This is a genomic window from Neolewinella marina, assembly GCF_002631205.1.
In the GTDB taxonomy this organism is placed as follows: domain Bacteria; phylum Bacteroidota; class Bacteroidia; order Chitinophagales; family Saprospiraceae; genus Neolewinella; species Neolewinella marina.
This window is the reverse complement of sequence record NZ_PDLO01000012.1, coordinates 40,737-59,878: the sequence shown is the minus strand read 5'-3', so window position 1 is coordinate 59,878 and position 19,142 is coordinate 40,737. Positions and strand designations below refer to the sequence as shown.

The following is a 19,142-nucleotide window of genomic DNA, read 5'->3' as shown; positions in this document are numbered from 1 at the left end:
CGGCGTTTGAAGGGCTCGCTGAAGCGCCGCGTGTACTTCTGCTTCAGGGTGGGCTGTTCTGAATTTGATGACATAATCGATGTGTACGATTGTGTCAAGCTATTTCAGGTATGGACAGCTGCGCTCGTACCCCAAAGGTCACGGGCCGAGAAGTACGCGGGTGGAGGGCCTCCAGGCCCGATGGCAAGAAATAACTACAAGGCGAGGAGGGGCACGAAGTTTCCTGTCCGTCTACCTCAGTGAATTGTTGTGTTCAGTTTCTGGCGGAAAGACTACCGGAGAATGACCAGCTTTTCCAGCTCCCCGTTCACGGTTGTGGTTCCATCGCCGAGCAGGCGGACCTGATAGAGGTAAACGCCGCGGCCGAGGCGATCACCATAATCGTCGAGGCCGTCCCAGCGGATGCAGTCGTCCTGTCTGACGGTGCCGTCGCTGAAGGGGAAGGAGGCTTCCAGGGTCTTGACCAAGCGACCGCTCACCGTAAAGATTTGTACGATGGCCGTGACCTCCTGACCCACCAGGGTATGGTCAAACTGGAAGCAGGTGGAGGTGGTAAAGGGGTTGGGGTAGTTCAGGACGTGGGTGAGGGCGTCCCCGAGGTCGGTGGCCACGACAAAATCGGTGGTCGCCACCGTGCTGTTGTTGGCGACGTCCCAGGCGCGGACGGTAAGGGTGTGGGGGCCGGGTTCCAGGTCGAACAGGGGGTAGCGCACCTTGCCGCTGCGGAAGTCGTCGATGTCGGCCTCGTAGTAGTCGTTCAGGACGATGGCATTGCGGGTATCCTCATCCAGTACAGCCTCCAGGTCGTGGCCGATGCTGTTGCCCGTGACGTTTATGCCGAGGTCGTCGGAGAGGTGGAGCAGCAGGACGGGATCCGTACTCACCTGTCCGCCGGTTACAAAGTCGGTATCGTCGAGGTAGACGTCTACGGTGGGGCCCTCGTCGTTGGCGTTGCTTTCATCGCTGGTCCCGCCGATGATGAGCCGGTCGTAATAGCCGGCGGCGTCGGTGCGGCGGCTGCGGTCGGCGGCGTAGTAGCTGATCTTGGCCGGCCCGAAGTCGTAGGCGATGTCGCTGGGGACCACGAATTCAAAAGAGAACTTGCCGCCGGTCACGGTGGCCCTTCCCCGGAAGACGATGTTGCGTTGTACCTCAATCTCCAGCAGGGGGCTGCCGGGGTCCTGTTGCAGGGTGGGGACCGTTTGCTCCTTGTCGTAGATGGTAGGGTAGACCTCCCCGTTGAAGTCAATCAGCAGGTTACCGCTACCGTCGGTGATTTCCCCGCTGATGCGCATTTTCTGGAGAGCGCGTACGGTATCGGTGCGCACGGAATCCACTGCCAGGGTATCGATGAAGGTCGTTCGTACCGCGTGGCGGGGGAAGGCGATCACCGTGGCGGGATCCCCCAGGAGGGTGTACTTGCGGGCGTTCTCCGTATCACCGGCCAGGAAGGAACCCCGGTCGATGGGGGTGGTCTCGTTTTTGGCGATCCGGATGATGTCGCCCAGGCTCCGCCATTCGCCATCGGGGCGGTCCAGCATGGCCTGCACCGTATTATTGGTCAATTCGTAGTTGCGGGTGGCAAACACCGGGCGGGTAGTGGTCATCAGGGCGACCACCCCGCCCCGGGGCGTGAGCAGAGCCTCTTCGCCGGCGCTGACGAAGGAGGCGTCGTCGTAGTTGCTGAAGGTACAGGTGGCCGTGATGAAGACCGGCGGCTGGATGGGGTCCGGCGATCCGGCCGGCCGGGTCCAGTTGCGAATCTGGGGGATGGTCAGCACCCGCTCCTGCGCCCAGCCCCGCGGGCCGCCGTGGCCGAGATAGGTGACGGCCAGGGCACCCCGGAACACAGCCCGGTCCAGCCCCTCGGTGATGTCCGGGAAGCGGTCGCCGGAGGACAGGCTTTGCTGGGGGAAGAGGTCGAAATAGAGCTTGTCGAAATTGAGGTCGGGTTTCCGGGCCGCGACGGCCTTGGCTACCCGGTTGACGTCGATGGTGTGCTTGCCGCCGTCCTCGTCGTCACCGACGAATACCATGCGGGTGCGCCAGTCGCCGAAGGCCGAGGGGTCGGTGTCGTAGCGGATGAGTTTTTCAATTACGGGGCCGGCTTCGTCGGCCGACTTGATCGGCAGGCGGCCCACGGCGATGCTGAGGTCGGGGGCCAGGGGCTGACCGCCAACGGCCGGTGTCATGATACCGTAGAAATCGTCCGCCGGAAAACTCTTCACCTGGGTAAAGGCTCCCTCGTGCTGGAAGACGGGAATGAAGTTGGTCCCCATCTGGTAGATGTTCCGGTGGTCAAAACTGCCGTCGCCGAACAGCAGGAGGTACCGCAGGTTCGGGTCTCGCTCGTACACCATGCGGACGAAGTTGCGGATCGCGGCCGGGTCGTCGCGGCCTCCACTGAACTCGTGGTAGATCTGCTGGGTGGTGACGAGCTGTACGGTGTACCCGTTGTGGCTGCGCCGGTGGTCCGCCAGTTTCTCGGCCTGGGCCAGGAAATCGGGGTGGGTGACGATCACCATGTCGGCCGTGCGGATGGCGTGGAGGTTCTGATTGGGGACCTGGCCCAGCGCCACGGGGGTGAGCAAGGAGCTCCCCGGGCGGAAAGCAACGTATTCATACAGCTTGCCACCGGCTGGGGCGTTGAACGCCGATCCCGCCAGGGATGCCTCCCGCACGTCGGCCCCGTCGATCCGCCACACCCGGGCGTCGGCCGGCAGGGTGCCCCCGAAGCGGTAAGTGACGGTAGCCTGCTCCCGGGTCCGGGTATCGCGGAAGGCAAACTGCTCCTGGTTGGCGAAAGTCAGCCGCCGCCGGCCCCGGAGCTGGATCCAGTCGAGCCACCCCTCGCTGCGATCCGTACCGGCCGGGATCGGGTAGATCACCGATACGTCCACCTGGGGTCCCGTAGCGGGGGCCGTCCCGTTGAGCTCGGTGGGTATGACGGCCGAGCGCTGCTCTTCGGCCCCGAACACCACGGCCGCGGCCGTTCCGCTGCTGATCTGGCTGCCGTTCACTTCCAGCACGAAGCGGCTGCTCGCGGCCGAGCGCAGGCCCATGCGGGCCCGGACGCCCAAAGGCTCTTCCGTGACGAGGTCCGGGAAGGTGACCAGCTTGGTAAACTTCTTTTCCCGGGAAACCTTGAAGAACTCCCCGAACCAGGTCTGTCCCGACCCGTGGTTGTTCCCGCCCAGCTCGTGGAGCACGTTATAGCGGTCTTCCTCGTAGTGGAAGAGGGCGTCGTAGGTATCGGTGACGGCACCCCCACCGGCCCCGGCGGCCAGCGGAGTTACCCGGCGCCCGCGCCCCGCGCCCCCGATCTGCAGGTAGTAGTAGCTGCGCTGGGTGTAAATGTTGGGGGTAAAGGAAAAACGGTCGGTGACCGGGTCATAGCTCCGCGCATTGGGGCCCTCGGCGTAAAGGAGGATGTAATCTCCGCCGTCGAAAGTACCGTCGCCTTCACCGGCTATATATACGGCCTGCTCGTAGAGGTCGTCGGGCGGCATGGCGTTCACCGTTTCGGGGAGCATACCGCCGGGCTGACCGTAGATCTTGATGTCCCGGGGGTCGATGCCGCCGAGGTTGGCCACCTTGAGCTGGTCGGCGAGGAAGGAACGGGTGAGCTTGTGCATTCCCGTAGTCGTCACCGCGAATCGGTAGATCTCGCCTTCGCGCAGTACGGATTGGGATGCAAAAGTGGTCCGCCCCGCCCCGGGGCCGGTCGCCGCAGCGGGCGTCAGGCGCAATTCCACGGACAGCAACCGCTGGAGGCCGGCCGGCGTACGAATGATGGCCGGTCCGCTGACTTTCCCTCGCCAGCCCTCCGGTTGCCGGACCGCGCTGTACGCAAAGGTGAATTCCGTAAGGGGTTCGGCGGCGAAGCCCGCGGGTGCCGTGAAGGGTTCGCTTTCCAGGCCGATGATTTCCACCGACTGCGCCGCCCCCGAGCCCACCGGGAAGGTGTGGACAAAGGAGGGAAGTTCCCCCGATTTCTCCACGCCGGGACCGCTGGTTCCGGGAGTATGGAGGGTAAACGACAGGATCACCCGTCGGCTTCCCTCCCATTCGATGGTGGTCGGCGGGTTCCAGCGGAGTTCCTGACGGATGCCGGACTGGGCCGCGAGCGAGAGCGAGAAAATCAGGCAAAAAAAGGAAAGAAAGTGCTGCAGCATGGTTCGGCCTTGGACCTGAAAATAAGATACGCTCCCGGGGCGGAAACGTTGTTCCCGCTGGCAAGATTGCCGGGGGGGTGGGGCGGGCTGTCGGAGTGCCGACCGCCGGATGAGGAAATTTGGAAAGTGGCGGTTCAGCGATTAGCTTTAGGCATGCGCACCCTGGGTATCGTATTGGTCTGGCTGTTTTGCTGTTTCGGCCGGGGAACGGCCCAGGATGCGGTATTCTCCCAGTTTTACGCCTCCCCCCTGCAACTGAACCCGGCCTTCGCCGGAGTAAGCGCCGCGCCGCGCATCACCCTGAACTACCGCAGCCAGCACACCAGCTACCCGAGCGCCTTCACCACCTTCGCGGCGAGTTACGAGCAACCCATTCAGAACTCCCCGTCCAACTTCGGCTTCCGGATGCTGACGGACAGCCAGCTCGAGGGGCTCTACCGCAACAGCCAGTTTGCCTTCGTCTACGCCTACGAGGTCCGGATCAACCGCGACTTCTACGCCCGCATCGGGCTGAGTGCCGGACTCCTCAGCAGCAAGCTGGATTTTGGCGGACTCATTTTCGGGGACATCATCGACCCGGCCACCGGAGCGGGTGGCGTCACCCAGGAAGAACTGGCCGGCGTTTCCAAAACCTCGGTGGATCTGGGAACCGGCGTGCTGTTCTACGCCCACAACGTATACGGAGGCCTCAGCATCGAGCACCTCAACCGCCCGGAAGAGGGATTGCTGGCCCTCGACAACAACCTCTACGCCGGACGGCCCCAGCGGTTGAGCCTCCATACCGGAGCCCAGTTCGACGTCAAACGATACAGCAATCCGCGGCGGCCCGTCTACGTGACACCCAACCTGCTGTTTACCAGCCAGGCCAGTTTCCAGCAATTGAACGTGGGGGCCTACTTCGGGTACGGTCTTTTCTCCCTGGGAGGGTGGTACCGCCACGCTTTCGGGAACCCGGACGGCTTTATTGCCGCGGTAACCTTTCGTGAGGACATATTAAAAATCGGCCTCAGCTACGACAGCGTGATTTCCGGGTTAAGGAACGTGCCGGGCGGACTGGGAGCCACCTTTGAACTGAGTTTTGCCATTGATTTCGGCAGCAGCGCCGAGGTGCAGCGCCGGCGTTACGCCGATCGCTACAACGATTGCCTTGGTATGTTCCGCTAATCCTTTAACAAATTAGCAGAAAAGCCATGGAAGTGGTACATTTGGCGCATTAGTATCCGGTAGGCACAAAAAAAGCGCCAACCGGATGGCGGTTGGCGCTGTCGTTATAATTTCGCTAAACCGGTTAGCTGACACGAGGCTAGTTATGTCAACCACTCCTTTGATGAAATTAGAACCCCACATTCAAGGGTTGCGAACTATAACTAAAGAGACACTATGAACAAACACAATTTCATAAAACTCAAGAATTAGATCTTTAAAAGGGTAGTTTTAGGTGTTTTTCCGTTTTCGATGATACAAATATAGAGGGGGGTAGGGCACGAAAAACAAGCAAAATCGCCTCTTTTGAAGCACGTATTTTGGCCCGTTTTTGGGGGGTACTTTTGCTAATTGATTGATTAGCTTTATCTTAGAGGCTCCGAAATTTGTCACAAACCCCCATTTTCGGAACATCCCGATGGAAGATATTAGAGAGCTTTTAGAGGTTGCCCCCACGAATAAAGTGGGAAAACTTCTGAAAATCACCCAGTTAAAGGGCAAACCGTCGATGATCGGCGAGTTGCACACACTGGTTAACAAGGGCGATCTGACCGAAGAAGAGGTCGTCGAGCGCCTGTACGGCAAGGATTACACCCCGAGCTATCCGGCCTACCGGGCCCTGAAGGGGCGCCTGCGGGATTTGTTGACGACGGCCATTATGGACGACAACGTCTACTCCTCCAACTACCGCACCTACGACAGCGCCCTGGTCAATGGCTATCAGCAGCTGAACCTGATCACCCTGCTGATGAACCGTCGGGCCTGGCAGAGCGTGAAGTACCTGGCTCACCTGACCCTGCGGCGGGTACAGGAGTACGAGATCCTGCCGATCAACAGCCGGCTTACGTCCATTCTCGCGGGCCTTTACCTGGGGGTGGGCTTCGATGAGAAGCAATTTCTTAAGTACCAGGAGCAATCCGACTACTACGCCGAAGCCGAACAGGTACTGAACAAGGTGACGAGCTACTACCGGGAGATGCGGCGACTGATCTACGCCCACAAGCTCTTGCCCAACGAGATCGGCAGCAAGGTGGCGGAATTCGTCGCGGAATGTGAACCCCTCGTGGTCAAGTATCCCAAGGTGTCGGCCATGCAGGCGACCTTCTACATTATGAAGGTGCACGGGCTAACGCTGCTGGGAAATTACCTGGAAGCCATCCAGACGGCCAACCGGGCGGAGACGGTACTGCTGGGCTGTAAGGGTGCGGGTTATCAGTCTTTGTCGCTGATGGCGCTCACGCGGGTGGAATGCTCGGTCAAGCTGCGGGACTTCAAGGAAGGCTACCTGCAGGTAAAACGGGCCCGGACCATGATCGCCGAAAATTCGATCAACGACCTGAAACTTTCGGAATACGCCATTACGCTGGGATTGCAGACCGGCCACTTCGACTACGCCTACGAACAGCTGGCGCAGGTAGACCGGCGGGCACTGGACCGCATGCTGAAGCAGCAACACGTAGAGTACTGGCTCATCCTCGAGGCGTACATCAACATCCTCGTGCTGGCCGGAAAGATCGATCCGGAGAAGATGAACGGCAAGCTGCCGGATTTCAAGCTGTACAAGTTCGTCAATAACGTCCCGTCCTATTCCAAGGACAAACAGGGGATGAACGTCCAGATTCTGATCCTCCAGGTGATTTACTTCATCATCCAGAAACAGTACGGAAAGATCATCGACCGGACGGATGCCCTGGCGCGGTACGGAAGCCGCTACCTGATGAATAACGAAAACCTGAGGAACAACTGCTTCTTTAAGCTGCTGCTGACCGCTGAGAAGTGCAACTTCCATCGCGCGGCCACGACGCGGAAGTCCAATAAAACCTACCAGAAGATGACCAGCCCGCAGGCTAAGCTTCTGGGCAGGGCGAACAGCACGGAAATCGTGCGGTACGAAACCCTGTGGGAAGTTGTGCTCGACAACCTGGAAACTACGAGTACCGACGGAAGAAAGCTGCGGGCGAGGGCCAAGTAAGGATGGCAGCGGCGTCGGAGTGGGGCCCTCGGAAGGGTCTAGTAGATGATATCTTCAACCATGAGTAAGGGTTTTGTGACCCAGCGGGCCATGTGTATAGGTGTTTGGGAAAAATCTTGGCTGCTTCGCCTTGCTACGGCTAAATCGTAAATCGCCCAGGGTGTTCGAAGCAGGCGGATAAAAATTTCGTTCGGGTAGTTTTGTGGCACTGGGCCGACAAATGGTGCCGGAACTTAACGAGCCGGCGGTCACTGTATTGCCGGTTTCGATAAAAGGGAACAGCAACTGCCGTTCTGGGGGGATGTCCGGCTGGCGGACATCAGGTCATTGGTCCTGTCGGGTGACCTGACTAGGCGCGCATGATGATGTCCTCGACAACGATGCTGTTGCTGGCCATTTCGGCACCGCGCATGATGATGTCCTCGACGACGATGTTGCTGCTGGCTACCTCGGCACCGCGCATGATGATGTCCTCGACGACGATGTTGTTGCTGGCTACTTCGGCACCGCGCATGATGATGTCCTCGACGACGATGTTGTTGCTGGCCATTTCGGCACCGCGCATGATGATGTCTTCGACGACGATGTTGTTGCTGGCTACTTCGGCACCGCGCATGATGATGTCCTCAACAACGATGTTGTTGCTGGCTACTTCGGCACCGCGCATGATGATGTCTTCGACGACGATGTTGTTGCTGGCTACTTCGGCACCGCGCATGATGATGTCCTCAACAACGATGTTGTTGCTGGCGACTTCGGAACCGCGCATGATGATGTCTTCGACGACGATCTGGCTGGACAGGCTGCCGAGAAAGTCGACGGCGGCTTGGGCGGTTTGGATTACTTCGGGGGAGAGGAGTTCGTTAAAGAAAGACATGACACTATGAAATTGGAGATGAGAGAGATTGGGGGCCCGTAAACGGGTAGTTTTTCGGTGAGAGGGCGGCAGTTGCTGTGGCGGACTCTTACAGGATGATATCTTCTACCATGGTGGGATGAATTATGGCGTGGGACGGCCGGGTGAAGGTGGTTGGTGTGGTTTATTTCACGAGATGCACAATCATTGTGCGTTATCGATGTCCCAAAGATGCCATGCCGGGGTGCCCCACAAACAGGCACTTTTCGGTCGATTCAAACACGAAAACGGGGGCTTAAACAATCGCATTCTCCCTAAAACACTGAAAGCCAATGGTTTGCACCATTGGCTTTCGCAGCGTCCGTAACGTAGGAACGAATTTTATATTTCCTCTTCAGGAAGATTTTCTTGTAAAAAATCTCCTTTCCGGCTTCTGCCCGGAGGTCCCAGGCGCTCAAACGTGCTTTCCGGGGGCGGCCCGAAGCGGCCGCGGCCCTCGGCTTCGTCGTCGGCGTCGTAGGCTTTGATGATGGCCTTGACGAGGCGGTGACGGACGACATCCTCTGCGCTGAGCCGGATGACCGCAATGCCCTTGATGGGGGCCAACAGATTGATCGCCCGCCGCAAACCAGATACCTGGTTGCGGGGAAGGTCTACCTGACTGAGGTCTCCGGTGACGATACACTTGGCGGAAGGACCCAAACGGGTCAGAAACATCTTAATCTGGGAGGTCGTGGTGTTTTGCGCCTCATCCATGATTACGAAGCAATTATCCAGCGTTCGTCCCCGCATGTACGCCAGGGGAGCGATTTCTATTGTGCCGTCCTCCCGAAATTTGTCCAATCGTTCCCGGGGGAGCATGTCGTCCAGGGCGTCGTAGAGGGGGCGCAGGTAGGGGTCGATCTTGTCCTGGAGGTCGCCCGGCAGGAAGCCCAGGCTTTCGCCGGCCTCCACGGCGGGGCGCGTCAGGATGATCTTCTTGACCAGCTTGTTCTTGAGGGCCCGGATGGCCAGTGCAACCGCCGTATAGGTCTTGCCGGTACCCGCGGGGCCCACCGCGAAGACGATGTCGTTGGCTTCCGCCGCTTCGATCATCAACATCTGGTTGGGGGTGCGGGCCTTGATGGGGCGCCCGTTCCGGCCGAAGACGATGGTCTTGTTCTTGCTGCCCGTGCCCAACCTGGTCTGGAAGGGATTTTCGCCGGCCAGGAGATCCTCCACGGTATGGGTACTCAGCTCGCGGTTGTCCTGCAACAACCGCATCATGAGTTCCAGATGGTGTTTAATCTGCTGGGCTTCCGGTTTCTCCGCCTTGATCTTGACGTTGGTACCCCGCTGGGTAACCGTAGCCTGAGGATAGGCGGCACGGATCAGGTTCAGCTTCTTGTTGTTCTCGCCAAGAAGCTCTACGGGGTCGACCCCGTTAATGGACATTACAATTTCGCTCAAACGTATAAGTTTTGGCCGTGAGGAAAGGTCACGGCAACTGGCTTATTAAACTGAAATTGTAAGGTCAAAGTTTCAGGAACGCGTCAGGTGCGCACCCTGAAACGTAACGCCCTCAGTCCGTTAACCGATTGCAGGGGGTCCAGCACTAGGTACTCGATTTCGCCATCGATGTAGCCCGCCTGGTGGAGGTAGCGGAGGTAGTCGTCGTACTCCTCCCGGTCGCGATCCTGGAGGTAAACGATGCTCACCATCCCCGGCTGGGTGAGCCGTTCGCTGCCCTGGTGGATGGTGGCCTTGTCGATCCGCTTTTTGAGGATTTCGTAGCGGACGTTGTAGTCGCCATCCACGTCGAACCGCTTTTCGTCCATGCGGAAGCGGATGTTCAACGGGGAGGTATAGGCGAACACCAGTTGGGCGGTCCGCAGGGGCATGGGCAGGGTAGCGCTGTGTTCCGCCACCCGGCGGGTCAGGTCGCAGAGGTCGACCAGCTGGCTGAGGCGCAGGTTCTTCAGGTGGATGTTGGAGAACTTTTGCCGCTTGAGCAGGCTCTGGCCGGCGTAGATTTCGTATTCCACCCCGTCGGTCTTGTATTTCTCGAAGTAGTGGGGCAGGATGCGCTGGGCGGCCTGGTTGCGCTCGGTCAGGAAATCGCTGATGAGGCGGTTCAGGCTGTGCACGCTCTGCTCGTAGTCGCGGCGCACGCGGTAGAACAGGCCCAGGTCGGGGCTCAGCTGGTCCTCGTATTGCTGGTAAAGGTCGCGGAGCTCCGGCAGTTGTTGGCCCAGCTGGCGCACCAGCGGGGTGAGTTGCTTCTGGATGAAGTCGCCGATCCGGATCTCGTGGCTGTTGTCGAAGTCACCAAGGGTGGTCGCCAGGTGGGTGTCTAGCGTCATGATCACCTGGTCGATGATGGGGAAAACCGCAAGATCCAGGGCCCGCACCAGGAACAGCCGCCCGGCCCGCAGGTTATCGATCAGATCCTGATAGATGGCGGCGTTGCGCAGGTTGCTGCTGCCCACGATGTCCGCCTGCCCGTACAGGGGGAATACTTTTTTGAAGCGGATCTCCTCGTTGATCTGGGGCAGCCCCTCTTCCTGCCGCTTGAGGATGTTAAAGGCCGCCTCGGTAAAGCGCCACTCCACGGTGGGGTGGAGGCTGGTGAACTGCTCGCGCATGATCACCTCGATGAGGTTATCGATGTACTCCCGGCTGCGCTCCACGGCCGTACGGAACAGTCCGCGGATTTCCTCAAACTTCCGTTCCATGAAGGCATTGAGGGCGTAGGGCACCGGACTGGCCAGTTCCACCAGCCCGATCACGTTCTTTTCCTGGCTCAGCAGGGGGGCCAGCAGCATGCTGCGGTAGCCCAGGTCGATGAGTTTGTCTTCGAGAAAGGTAGTAGTGGGCAGGTCACGCAGGTCCTGGATGACCATCATTTCCCCGGAGCGAAAGACCTGGTCGTAGATGCTGCCCGCGTAGTTTCGGTCGGTGAGGCGGTCCACCTCATCCGAGAGCAGGTTGTACCGGATGCGGTATTCGTGGTCGATGGCGCGTTCGATGGGGTAGTCCACGGCCGTAAGCCCCAATTGCAGGTGGGGGCGCTGAAAGTGCAGCCGCACCAGGTTCGCCAGTTCCTTCACCCGCTCCACGTCCAGCACCGCATCGCGGCTGATCAGGCGGTGCTTGAGGCGGCTCAGGCTTTCCTCCTCCGTGACTTCGTAAAGGTGGGCCAGGGAAAAGCCCTGGAAACTGAATCGATCCGGGGGCAGCATTTTCAACCAGAGGTCGGTATCGTGGAGGTTGTTGAGCAGGCGCCGGATGTCGGCCTCGCTAAGGTCGGGAAGCTCCCCCTCCACGACAACTTCGGCGTAATCCTCATTGAGCAGGGGCTTATAAAAGCGTTTGAGGCCGGTAGCCGGGTCGGGCACGGTGAGCATGACGTGTACGTTTATGTCCACGTCCACCCCGTAACACTGCTGCAGAATGATGCAGCCAATGGTGATGAGGTGCTTCTGGAGGACCTCTCCGGCCTTTTCGCTGAAGGTGTAGCAGACGTCCTGCTTACCCATCATCCGGAGCAGGGATTGGCTGGTCAGCAGGGGCTCAAAATGAAAGGGAAGGCAAACCTTGAAGAGCTGGGACGACCGGTCGACGGGGGAGGTGACGAACAGCATCAGCAGGTCCACGATTTCGCGGTGCTGGTCGAGGAGGGTGAGGTCGCGTATGGGGCCGCGCAGCTGCGGGGTGTCTTCCAGCCGCTCGAGGATGGCGTTGGCCAGGAAGCGGGTGCCCGAATCGCCGGTCTCTTTGAGCCGTACGATTTCCCGGATCAGCACCTCGAAGGAGAGGATGCTGGTGTAGGGCACCGCGAGGGGATCAAAGGGGGATACCCCCTGGGGGGTATCCCGGTATTGTCGCGGTACCCCCGCCCCCTGATTCCGCTCGTTGACTACGATTTCCACATCCATAGATAACAAACGCTCCGGCGGGGGGGGAGGGTTGGCTTCAGGCGCGAATCGCCTTGATACCAGGCAGTTCCTTGCCTTCCAGCAGTTCAAGCATGGCGCCGCCGCCGGTGGAGACGAAGCTCACCTGATCGGCCAGGCCGGCCTGGTTGATGGCCGATACCGAGTCGCCACCACCGATGAGGCTGTAGGCGCCGTTGTTCTTCGTCGCGTCGGCTACGGCTTCGGCGATGGCGTTGGTGCCCTTGGCGAAGTTCTTCATCTCGAAGACGCCCATGGGGCCGTTCCAGAGGATGGATTTGCTGCGGGCGATCACCTCCTTGAACAGTTCCACGGATTTGGGACCGATGTCGAGGCCCTGCCACTCGTCGCCGATCTCGCCAGCGGCCACCACGTCGGAGGGGGTTTCGTTGCTGAATTCCTTGCCGACCACCGTATCCACGGGCAGGTAGATCCTGGTTCCTTTCTCCTCGGCCTTCTTGAGCAGGGCCAGGGCGTTATCGGTTTTGTTGCGCTCCACGAGGGAGTTGCCCACCTTGCCGCCCTGGGCCAGGCTGAAGGTGTAGGCCATGGCGCCACCGATGATGATGTTGTCGGCGAAGTCGAGCAGCTTCTCCAGGAGCAGGATCTTGTCGCTCACCTTGGCGCCGCCCACGATGGCGGTCACCGGGCGGGCGGGGTTGTTCAGCAGCCGGTCGGCGCCGTCGAGTTCGGCTCCCATGAGGAAGCCGAAGCTTTTCTTGTCGGCGGGGAAGAACTTCGCTACCGTAGCCGTAGAGGCGTGCTCGCGGTGGGCGGTGCCGAAGGCATCGTTCACGTAGATGTCGGCCAGCTCGGCCATGGCCTTGGCCAGGTCCTGGTCGCCCTTTTCCTCACCGGCGTAGAAGCGGGTGTTTTCCAGCAGCAGTACCTGTCCGGACTCCAGCTGCTGCACGGCGGCCTTTGCCTGCTCGCCGATGGTGTCCTCCACGAACTGCACCTGGCAGCCCACGTGGTCCTCCAGGGTGGTGATCACCGGGGCCAGGGTGAAGGCTTCCTTGTCCACCGTGCCGTCCTCCAGCTTTTCCTGCTGGGGGCGTCCGAGGTGGGACATGAGTACGACGGCGGCACCGTGCTCGAGCAGGTAGCGGATGGTGGGGGCGGCCTTCTCGATGCGGGTGGCGTCGGTGACTTGTCCGTCCTCGTCGACGGGTACGTTGAAGTCGACCCGGACCAATACGGTCTTGTCCTTTACATCTAGATCTTCGAGTTTCATAGCGGAGGGTGCTTATCAGAAAGTAAAAAGGGGCGCGCCGGACCGGCGCGCCCCCCATGGGTTGATTGTGTTACAGGCTGGCGATGCGCTCGCAAAGGTCGGCGAGGCGGGCGCTGTAGCCGGCTTCGTTGTCGTACCAGGCGACCACCTTTACCAGGCTGCCACTGACGATGGTCTGGTCCTTGTCGTAGAGGCTGCTGTACTTGCTGCCCACGATGTCGCTGCTCACGTAGGGGGCGTCGACGTAGGCCAGGATGCCCTTCAGGTCACCCTCGGCGGCCTGCTTGAAGGCGTTGTCTACCTCCTCCAGGGTCACGTCGCGCTTGACGATGGCCGTCAGGTCGGTCAGCGAGCCGGTGGGGACGGGTACGCGCATGGCACCACCATCGAGCTTGCCGTTGAGGTGGGGCAGTACCAGACCTACGGCCTTGGCGGCACCGGTAGTGGTAGGTACGATGTTGATGGCGGCGGCGCGGGCGCGGCGCAGGTCCTTGTGGGGGCCGTCCTGGATGTTCTGGTCCGAGGTGTAGGCGTGTACCGTGGTGATGAAGCCCTTCTCAACGCCGAAGGCGTCGTCCAGTACCTTCACCATGGGGGCCAGACAGTTGGTGGTACAGCTGGCGTTGCTGTAAATCTTGGTTTCGGCATCGATCACGTCGTCGTTGACGCCGAGGACTACGGTGGCTACGTCGCCCTTGGCGGGAGCCGAGATGAGCACCTTCTTGGCGCCGGCCTGCAGGTGCTGGCTCGCGCTGTCCTTGTCTACGAAGCGGCCGGTGCACTCCAGCACTACGTCCACGCCCAGATCGCCCCAGGGCAGTTTGCTTGGATCGCGCTGGCTCAGGGCATCGATCTTCTTGCCGTCGATGTAGATGTAATCATCGTCGGAAGTTACCTCACCGGGGTAGTTGCCCTGTACGCTGTCGTACTTGAAGAGGTGGGCCAGGGTGGCGTTGTCGGTCAGGTCGTTGATGGCTACTACGTCCAGTCCCTTTTCCAGGAGGTTACGCAGCGTGATACGTCCGATGCGGCCGAAGCCGTTAATTGCAATCTTTGCCATAGGTGGGAAGTGATTTTGTCTGTTGTTGGGTTTCCCCGCCGGTTTCGGGGCGGCGAAAGCGCAGGTGCCGTGGCGGGTGAATACGGCGCCTACATAAAGGTTTGCCCGCCGGAATGTTCAAAGGTAAGACACTTAGTGTAAATTGTACATTTAGTCTGTGTCCTTTCTTCGCCCAGGCTGACGAGGCGCCAAAGGTAAAAGCCAGCCACCCAATCCCGTAGGAATTTCCCGACGAACTTTGCACCCGCGGCCGCGCCCGAGAGTGGTGGTCATGCGGTGGTGCTCAATGGGAATGCCCTCAATCAGCCCCCCTGACCGGCACGGCGGGCACCGGAAAGGGCCGCACCACCTCCCGCTTTCCGAAGGAATACGTCAGCGTAAGGTTCCACAGGAAGCTCCTACTGCCGTCAATCTCAGTGCGAATGACCTTGTTGACCAGGGAGGAGAGTGACAGCGGGCTACCCGGCCGGCGAACCGTAAACGACGAAGTGGCGTAGAACCCCCGGTCGCCGTACAGTTTCAGGTAGTAGACCTGGGGCACCACGGTAAGCCGGTACTTCCCGGCCAGGGGGATGTCGGAAACCACCGTATTCAGGGTGACGAACCGGGTAAGCTGGTTATTCCCCACATCGAATCCCCGGGCGAATAACATATATGATCCTACGCTGATCCTGTTGGTCAGGGCATAGGAGGGACTGAGCTCACCAACCAGGTAGCGCTCGGTCAGGATGACGTCGCGCGGATTCCGGTTGCCGGGCCAGCGGGCGCTGATGTAGTTCAGGCCCAGGTGGGTGCCGAGGCCCATTCGGAAACGGCCGGCTTCCGGCAGGCGGTACCGCAACCAGAACAGGGCGTACCAGGGCTTGCCCTCCCAGGAAAAGGTGAATTCCGGTTCCAGGCTGAAGCGGCCCCGGGTGAGCGAAAGGTTGAAGATGGCCGCCGGTTGTTCCAGCGAAAAGCTCGGAATGAGGGAAATTCCGTTGTGGGTGACCCCCGCCGAGCCCGCTACCGTACCGACCTGCACGGTACTGTCGGCAGTCTGACTGTATACCGGAGAAATCAGGCCCAAGAGGCAAAACACTAGTAGTGATATTTTCTGAAGCATGAAAGCAGTTGATCGGATCGCAGCCGGCAGGGCGACAGCCTTCAAGCGGGCTTTTATTAGTTAAAGGATGGCAGACAGCAGTGTCTGGCTCACTGGCCTCGTTCAAGCCGTACGGCCACGGACCCCGCCCCGAGTGCGGCCTTGAGACCGGATACATTCCCGATCCGGCCGAGCTTCGTGTATCGGTATGAGGTAGGGAATGTCTCGTAAAAGATCACCAGGGTAGTGCTGCCGTAAAGCATGACGTCGCCGGCCTGAATTTCGCCCGGCTTGTAAGGGGAAGTGGGCAGGGCGCGGGGCAATTCCGCGTACTTTTCATTGGCGTGCAGGTCCTCCATTTCGAGCGTCAGGGGAAGTAGCGAAAGCAGTTCGGTGGTGGAGGCCGATTCCGTAAGGAGGACCTCGAAGGTATCCTGGCCGATGTGGAGGGTCCTGTTGGCTTGGCTGAGTTGCGGATCGGTGTCATCCGACAGGGAGTTTCCGGTGGGTTGAGCACAGGCAGGGCCCCCGAATACCAGCCAGCCGCTCAGGAGGACAAATGCCGGAGACAATAGGGGCAGTGATTTAGCAAACATTGGTCGCAGGGTGTTTGCCGGTGCCGGGCGGGTGACCCAGGAACCAGCGGATTACTTATCCGCAAAAGTAGGTTTACCCCCTCCCTGCTCACTTATGCTCTCCAAAGGAATACCTATAATATTCAAAGCAGCGACTTGCGCACGGCCCGGGGCGACTGGCCGGTAAGCTTTTTGAAGAAATTGCTGAAGTAAGTGGGGTAGTCGAAGCCCAGGGCGTAGCCAATCGCGCTGATGTTCCAGTCGGTGTGCTCCAGCAGTGCCCGCGCTTCGGCGACGATCCGGTCGGAAATGTGGGCGGAAGTGGTCTTGCCGGTTACGGACTTTACCGAGCTGTTCAGGTGATTGACGTGTACCGACAGTTGGTGGGCGTAGTCCTGCGGGCTTTTCAATTCCAGTGGCCGGTCGGGGGTTTCCACCGGAAACTGCCGTTCGAGGAGTTCCAGGAAAACCGCCGTCAGCCGCGACGCCGCATTGCCAACCGGATCGGCGGGGTTGGCCACGGGGTGCAACTTCAGTGCCTCATGAACAATCAGCTGGATGTAGTTTCTGATCAGCTCGTCCTTGTAGGGATAGTCGGTTTCCTGTTCATCGATCATTTTCTGAAAGATGGCCGCCAGGAAATCACACCGCCCGGGATCGATGGTGAGTACCGGGGTGCCGCCGAGCCGGAAGAGGGGGGATTGCAGTACGGCCTCCGAACGTTCCGACAATTGCAGGAAACGCTCCGAAAAAAGACAGGTATACCCGGTGTAGGTCCGGGATCTAGTTTCCCAGGAATAGGGAATGTGGGGGTTGCCGAAAAAGAGCACCGTGCCTTTCTGCTCAAAACTGCGGCTGGCGTAGTGAATGAAACTACGGCCGGTGGTCAGGCAGATCTTGTAAAAGTCCTTCCTGCTGTACACGCGGGTGGCCGCTCCGTCCTCCTCGATCCGGAACGCCTTGAATCCGCGCAACTTGAGTTCGGAATTGAAGGCCGAAACCGATCGGGCAGTCGGGGTGCTCATGCCTTCAAAGATAAGGTAATCAAATGATGCACGGCGGGGATGGTCAGGCCTGCTACTCCGCCCAGATACCGGTTTCCAGGGTCCAGTCGTAATCCTTGTACTCCCGGCGGATGTTTTTGCGGGTGGGTTCCACGACACCGTAGTTCACCAGGAAGTCGTCGACGCCGTCGTGGTCGCGGAAATCCCCCCGGAACCAGGAGAAGAGGGGAGAGGTGACGAGCACTGGTTCCCCGTCCTCCTCGCGGATCGCCGAGTGGGTGGCCAGGTAGCTGCGCACGCGTGTGTTGATCTGCTCATCGAAGGTGTCGGGGGCGTAGATGGCTACCGGCGGACAGTCGCTGGCCCCGCAGTTGAGGGCGAAGTGGATACGGGAATCGCCGCCCCGGATGCGGAAGGTGCGTTCGAACTTGCTGGGGAAGAACTGGGGGATGAAGCCCAGCCCAAAACGGTTCTCCCCGCCGCGGATGATGCCGTGCTCGATCTCGTTCGGGCTCAGCGGCTGACCGGCCACCGTAAACCGGGGGGTGTCGAAGAAGTCGGCACGGTCGTCGTAGAGCTCCGGATTCCTGGTGAGCAGGTACTGCACCATGCCGTTGTAGACGTTGATCCAGAAGGCCAGCTGCTCGTTGCGGGAATCGAGGGCGGCGGAAAGTTTGCCGGGGTCATAGGCGGCGAGCTGATCGACGATGTCCGTAACCTCACGCCCGTCCCGCAGGCCCTCCAGGAATTGTTGGCTCAGCGCATTGGGGGAGGGCTGAAGCTCCCCGCCGGCGAATCCGGCCGGGGCCTGGTAACGACCACAGGCCAGCAGCAGAAGGGGGAGGAGATAGAAAATTCGGGACATGGTGGTCGGTTTGATTACCACCAACAGTTACGCAGGTATTTGGCTCAGGGATTTATGACGAAATGGAATACAACGGACGGTTCACTCCCCGAACTCCAGCCGCGCATCGAAGAAGGGGAGCATATCGGTGGGGACCCGCCCGTCGCGGGTGAAGATGCCGCTGGTGTGGGTGCCGATGTATTCTTCCGCCTGGTGGGCGATGCCCACATTCTCGAGCCGCTGGCTGAACATCTCGCACTGCCGCACGAAGCGGTCCCCGGCGTTGCGGCCCCAGTCAAGGGCGATGCCCGACAGCGAGCGCAGGGCCGGCAGGTGGTCCTCTATCAGGTGGAGGGGCATCTCGTCGTACCACTTATCGAGGATTTCGGGGTGGACCACCAGGCTGTCGCCTACGTATTCAAAGGGCAGGTCCACGTAGAAGGGCGGCTTGTCGGGATTCGGCGACCAGGCCCGCCCAAAGGCCACGATCACCTTCGGGAAGTAGGCGTCCATCAGCGTTTCCATATCCTTGATGCCGGCCAGTTCCTGAAAGGTGTAGCTGTTGGGGCCGTATTCGCCCACCACCGTCAGTCCCCCGGGGCTCAGGGCATAGACGCTGCTGAAGGTCTCGGGGTGGCGCATGGCCAGTTTCAGGGCCCCGTAGCCCCCCATGCTGTGGCCAGTGATGCCGCGGCTCGCGCGGCGGGGGAGGGTGCGGTAATTTTCGTCGGCGTAGCGGACCAGGTCGATGGCCACGAAGTCCTCCCAGTCGCCGAACAGCTCGGAATTGCTGTAGAAGCTGCCGTCGATCCGGGTGCGGTTGTCGGCCACCACCAGAATGAACGGCCGCACCCGGCGGTGGGCGATGGCGTAGTCGAGGGCGTCCACCATTTCCGCCGTAAGGGTATGGTCGTTCAGGAAACCGTGGAGGTAATAGATCACCGGGTAGCGCCCGCTTCCCTCGGCGTAGCCCGGGGGCAGGTACACGGAAACGGCCCGGGTGGGATTTTCGCCGTAGTCGTTTTCCAGTCGTTCGGAGTAGAGGGAGTCCACTACCACCCGGCCCTGCGGCCAGGACTGGGCGGTCAGCAGGGTGGGCAGGAGGAGCCACAGGATGAGGAGGAAGCCTTGGTACATGACGACGATTTCCGGCAAGGTAAGCAGGCGGCACCGCCCCATTCCCCGGCACCCGCGTCCGCG

At 60.2% G+C, this 19,142-nt stretch carries 13 protein-coding genes; 2 read left to right on the top strand and 11 right to left on the bottom strand.

Features of this window, described 5'->3' with window-relative positions:
* Window positions 1-272 precede the first annotated feature (272 nt).
* Complete coding sequence (gene porU / locus CGL56_RS17555) at window positions 273-4,175, bottom strand: type IX secretion system sortase PorU (protein WP_099107892.1); 3,903 nt, start codon at window positions 4,173-4,175, stop codon at window positions 273-275.
* Between the two features lie 153 nt (window positions 4,176-4,328).
* Here porU and CGL56_RS17550 point away from each other — a divergent pair, with 153 nt between their 5' ends.
* Together CGL56_RS17550 and CGL56_RS17545 are read left to right on the top strand one after the other, a co-directional pair.
* Window positions 4,329-5,339 (top strand): PorP/SprF family type IX secretion system membrane protein, encoded by a 1,011-nt coding sequence (locus tag CGL56_RS17550; protein WP_167641457.1) that lies wholly within the window; start codon window positions 4,329-4,331, stop codon window positions 5,337-5,339.
* Between the two features lie 559 nt (window positions 5,340-5,898).
* Entirely contained in the window at window positions 5,899-7,350 is a 1,452-nt protein-coding gene (locus CGL56_RS17545; protein WP_143470784.1) for a hypothetical protein, read from the top strand.
* Window positions 7,351-7,699: 349 nt separating this feature from the next.
* Here the strand turns inward: CGL56_RS17545 and CGL56_RS17540 are convergent, their stop codons facing one another.
* From CGL56_RS17540 to CGL56_RS17495, 10 genes are all read right to left on the bottom strand, one after another.
* A complete protein-coding gene (locus CGL56_RS17540) occupies window positions 7,700-8,227 on the bottom strand; it encodes a hypothetical protein (RefSeq protein WP_099107890.1) in 528 nt (175 codons plus the stop codon).
* 360 nt (window positions 8,228-8,587) lie between these two features.
* Window positions 8,588-9,655 carry a PhoH family protein gene (locus tag CGL56_RS17535; RefSeq protein ID WP_245183923.1) on the bottom strand — a complete coding sequence of 356 codons (1,068 nt, stop codon included), beginning with the start codon at window positions 9,653-9,655 and terminating at the stop codon, window positions 8,588-8,590.
* 83 nt (window positions 9,656-9,738) lie between these two features.
* On the bottom strand, window positions 9,739-12,117 hold the full coding sequence (locus CGL56_RS17530) for a GAF domain-containing protein (RefSeq protein ID WP_167641460.1): 2,379 nt from the start codon (window positions 12,115-12,117) through the stop codon (window positions 9,739-9,741).
* A gap of 43 nt (window positions 12,118-12,160) precedes the next feature.
* The gene (locus tag CGL56_RS17525; protein ID WP_099107887.1) at window positions 12,161-13,375 is read right to left on the bottom strand and encodes a phosphoglycerate kinase; all 1,215 of its coding nucleotides are present in this window, start codon (window positions 13,373-13,375) and stop codon (window positions 12,161-12,163) included.
* A 70-nt stretch (window positions 13,376-13,445) separates the two neighbouring features.
* A complete protein-coding gene (gene gap / locus CGL56_RS17520) occupies window positions 13,446-14,435 on the bottom strand; it encodes a type I glyceraldehyde-3-phosphate dehydrogenase (protein WP_099107886.1) in 990 nt (329 codons plus the stop codon).
* Between the two features lie 298 nt (window positions 14,436-14,733).
* A complete protein-coding gene (locus CGL56_RS17515) occupies window positions 14,734-15,516 on the bottom strand; it encodes a hypothetical protein (RefSeq protein ID WP_143470783.1) in 783 nt (260 codons plus the stop codon).
* A gap of 113 nt (window positions 15,517-15,629) precedes the next feature.
* A complete protein-coding gene (locus tag CGL56_RS17510; protein WP_143470782.1) occupies window positions 15,630-16,115 on the bottom strand; it encodes a cyclophilin-like fold protein in 486 nt (161 codons plus the stop codon).
* A 122-nt stretch (window positions 16,116-16,237) separates the two neighbouring features.
* Window positions 16,238-17,119, bottom strand: a complete 882-nt coding sequence (locus tag CGL56_RS17505; protein ID WP_099107883.1) for a helix-turn-helix domain-containing protein — start codon at window positions 17,117-17,119, stop codon at window positions 16,238-16,240.
* 52 nt (window positions 17,120-17,171) lie between these two features.
* Window positions 17,172-17,963, bottom strand: a complete 792-nt coding sequence (locus CGL56_RS17500) for a DUF547 domain-containing protein (RefSeq protein WP_143470781.1) — start codon at window positions 17,961-17,963, stop codon at window positions 17,172-17,174.
* An 81-nt stretch (window positions 17,964-18,044) separates the two neighbouring features.
* Window positions 18,045-19,079, bottom strand: coding sequence for an alpha/beta hydrolase (locus CGL56_RS17495; protein WP_099107881.1), 1,035 nt, complete (start codon window positions 19,077-19,079; stop codon window positions 18,045-18,047).
* Between the last annotated feature and the right edge of the window lie 63 nt (window positions 19,080-19,142).

Coding starts and splice junctions, on each gene's coding strand:
- porU (WP_099107892.1), bottom strand. CDS start 4,175: ATGCTGCAGCACTTTCTTTCCTTTTTTTGCCTGATTTTCTCGCTCTCG.
- CGL56_RS17550 (WP_167641457.1), top strand. CDS start 4,329: ATGCGCACCCTGGGTATCGTATTGGTCTGGCTGTTTTGCTGTTTCGGC.
- CGL56_RS17540 (WP_099107890.1), bottom strand. CDS start 8,227: ATGTCTTTCTTTAACGAACTCCTCTCCCCCGAAGTAATCCAAACCGCC.
- CGL56_RS17525 (WP_099107887.1), bottom strand. CDS start 13,375: ATGAAACTCGAAGATCTAGATGTAAAGGACAAGACCGTATTGGTCCGG.
- gap (WP_099107886.1), bottom strand. CDS start 14,435: ATGGCAAAGATTGCAATTAACGGCTTCGGCCGCATCGGACGTATCACG.
- CGL56_RS17510 (WP_143470782.1), bottom strand. CDS start 16,115: ATGTTTGCTAAATCACTGCCCCTATTGTCTCCGGCATTTGTCCTCCTG.
- CGL56_RS17505 (WP_099107883.1), bottom strand. CDS start 17,119: ATGAGCACCCCGACTGCCCGATCGGTTTCGGCCTTCAATTCCGAACTC.
- CGL56_RS17500 (WP_143470781.1), bottom strand. CDS start 17,963: ATGTCCCGAATTTTCTATCTCCTCCCCCTTCTGCTGCTGGCCTGTGGT.
- CGL56_RS17495 (WP_099107881.1), bottom strand. CDS start 19,079: ATGTACCAAGGCTTCCTCCTCATCCTGTGGCTCCTCCTGCCCACCCTG.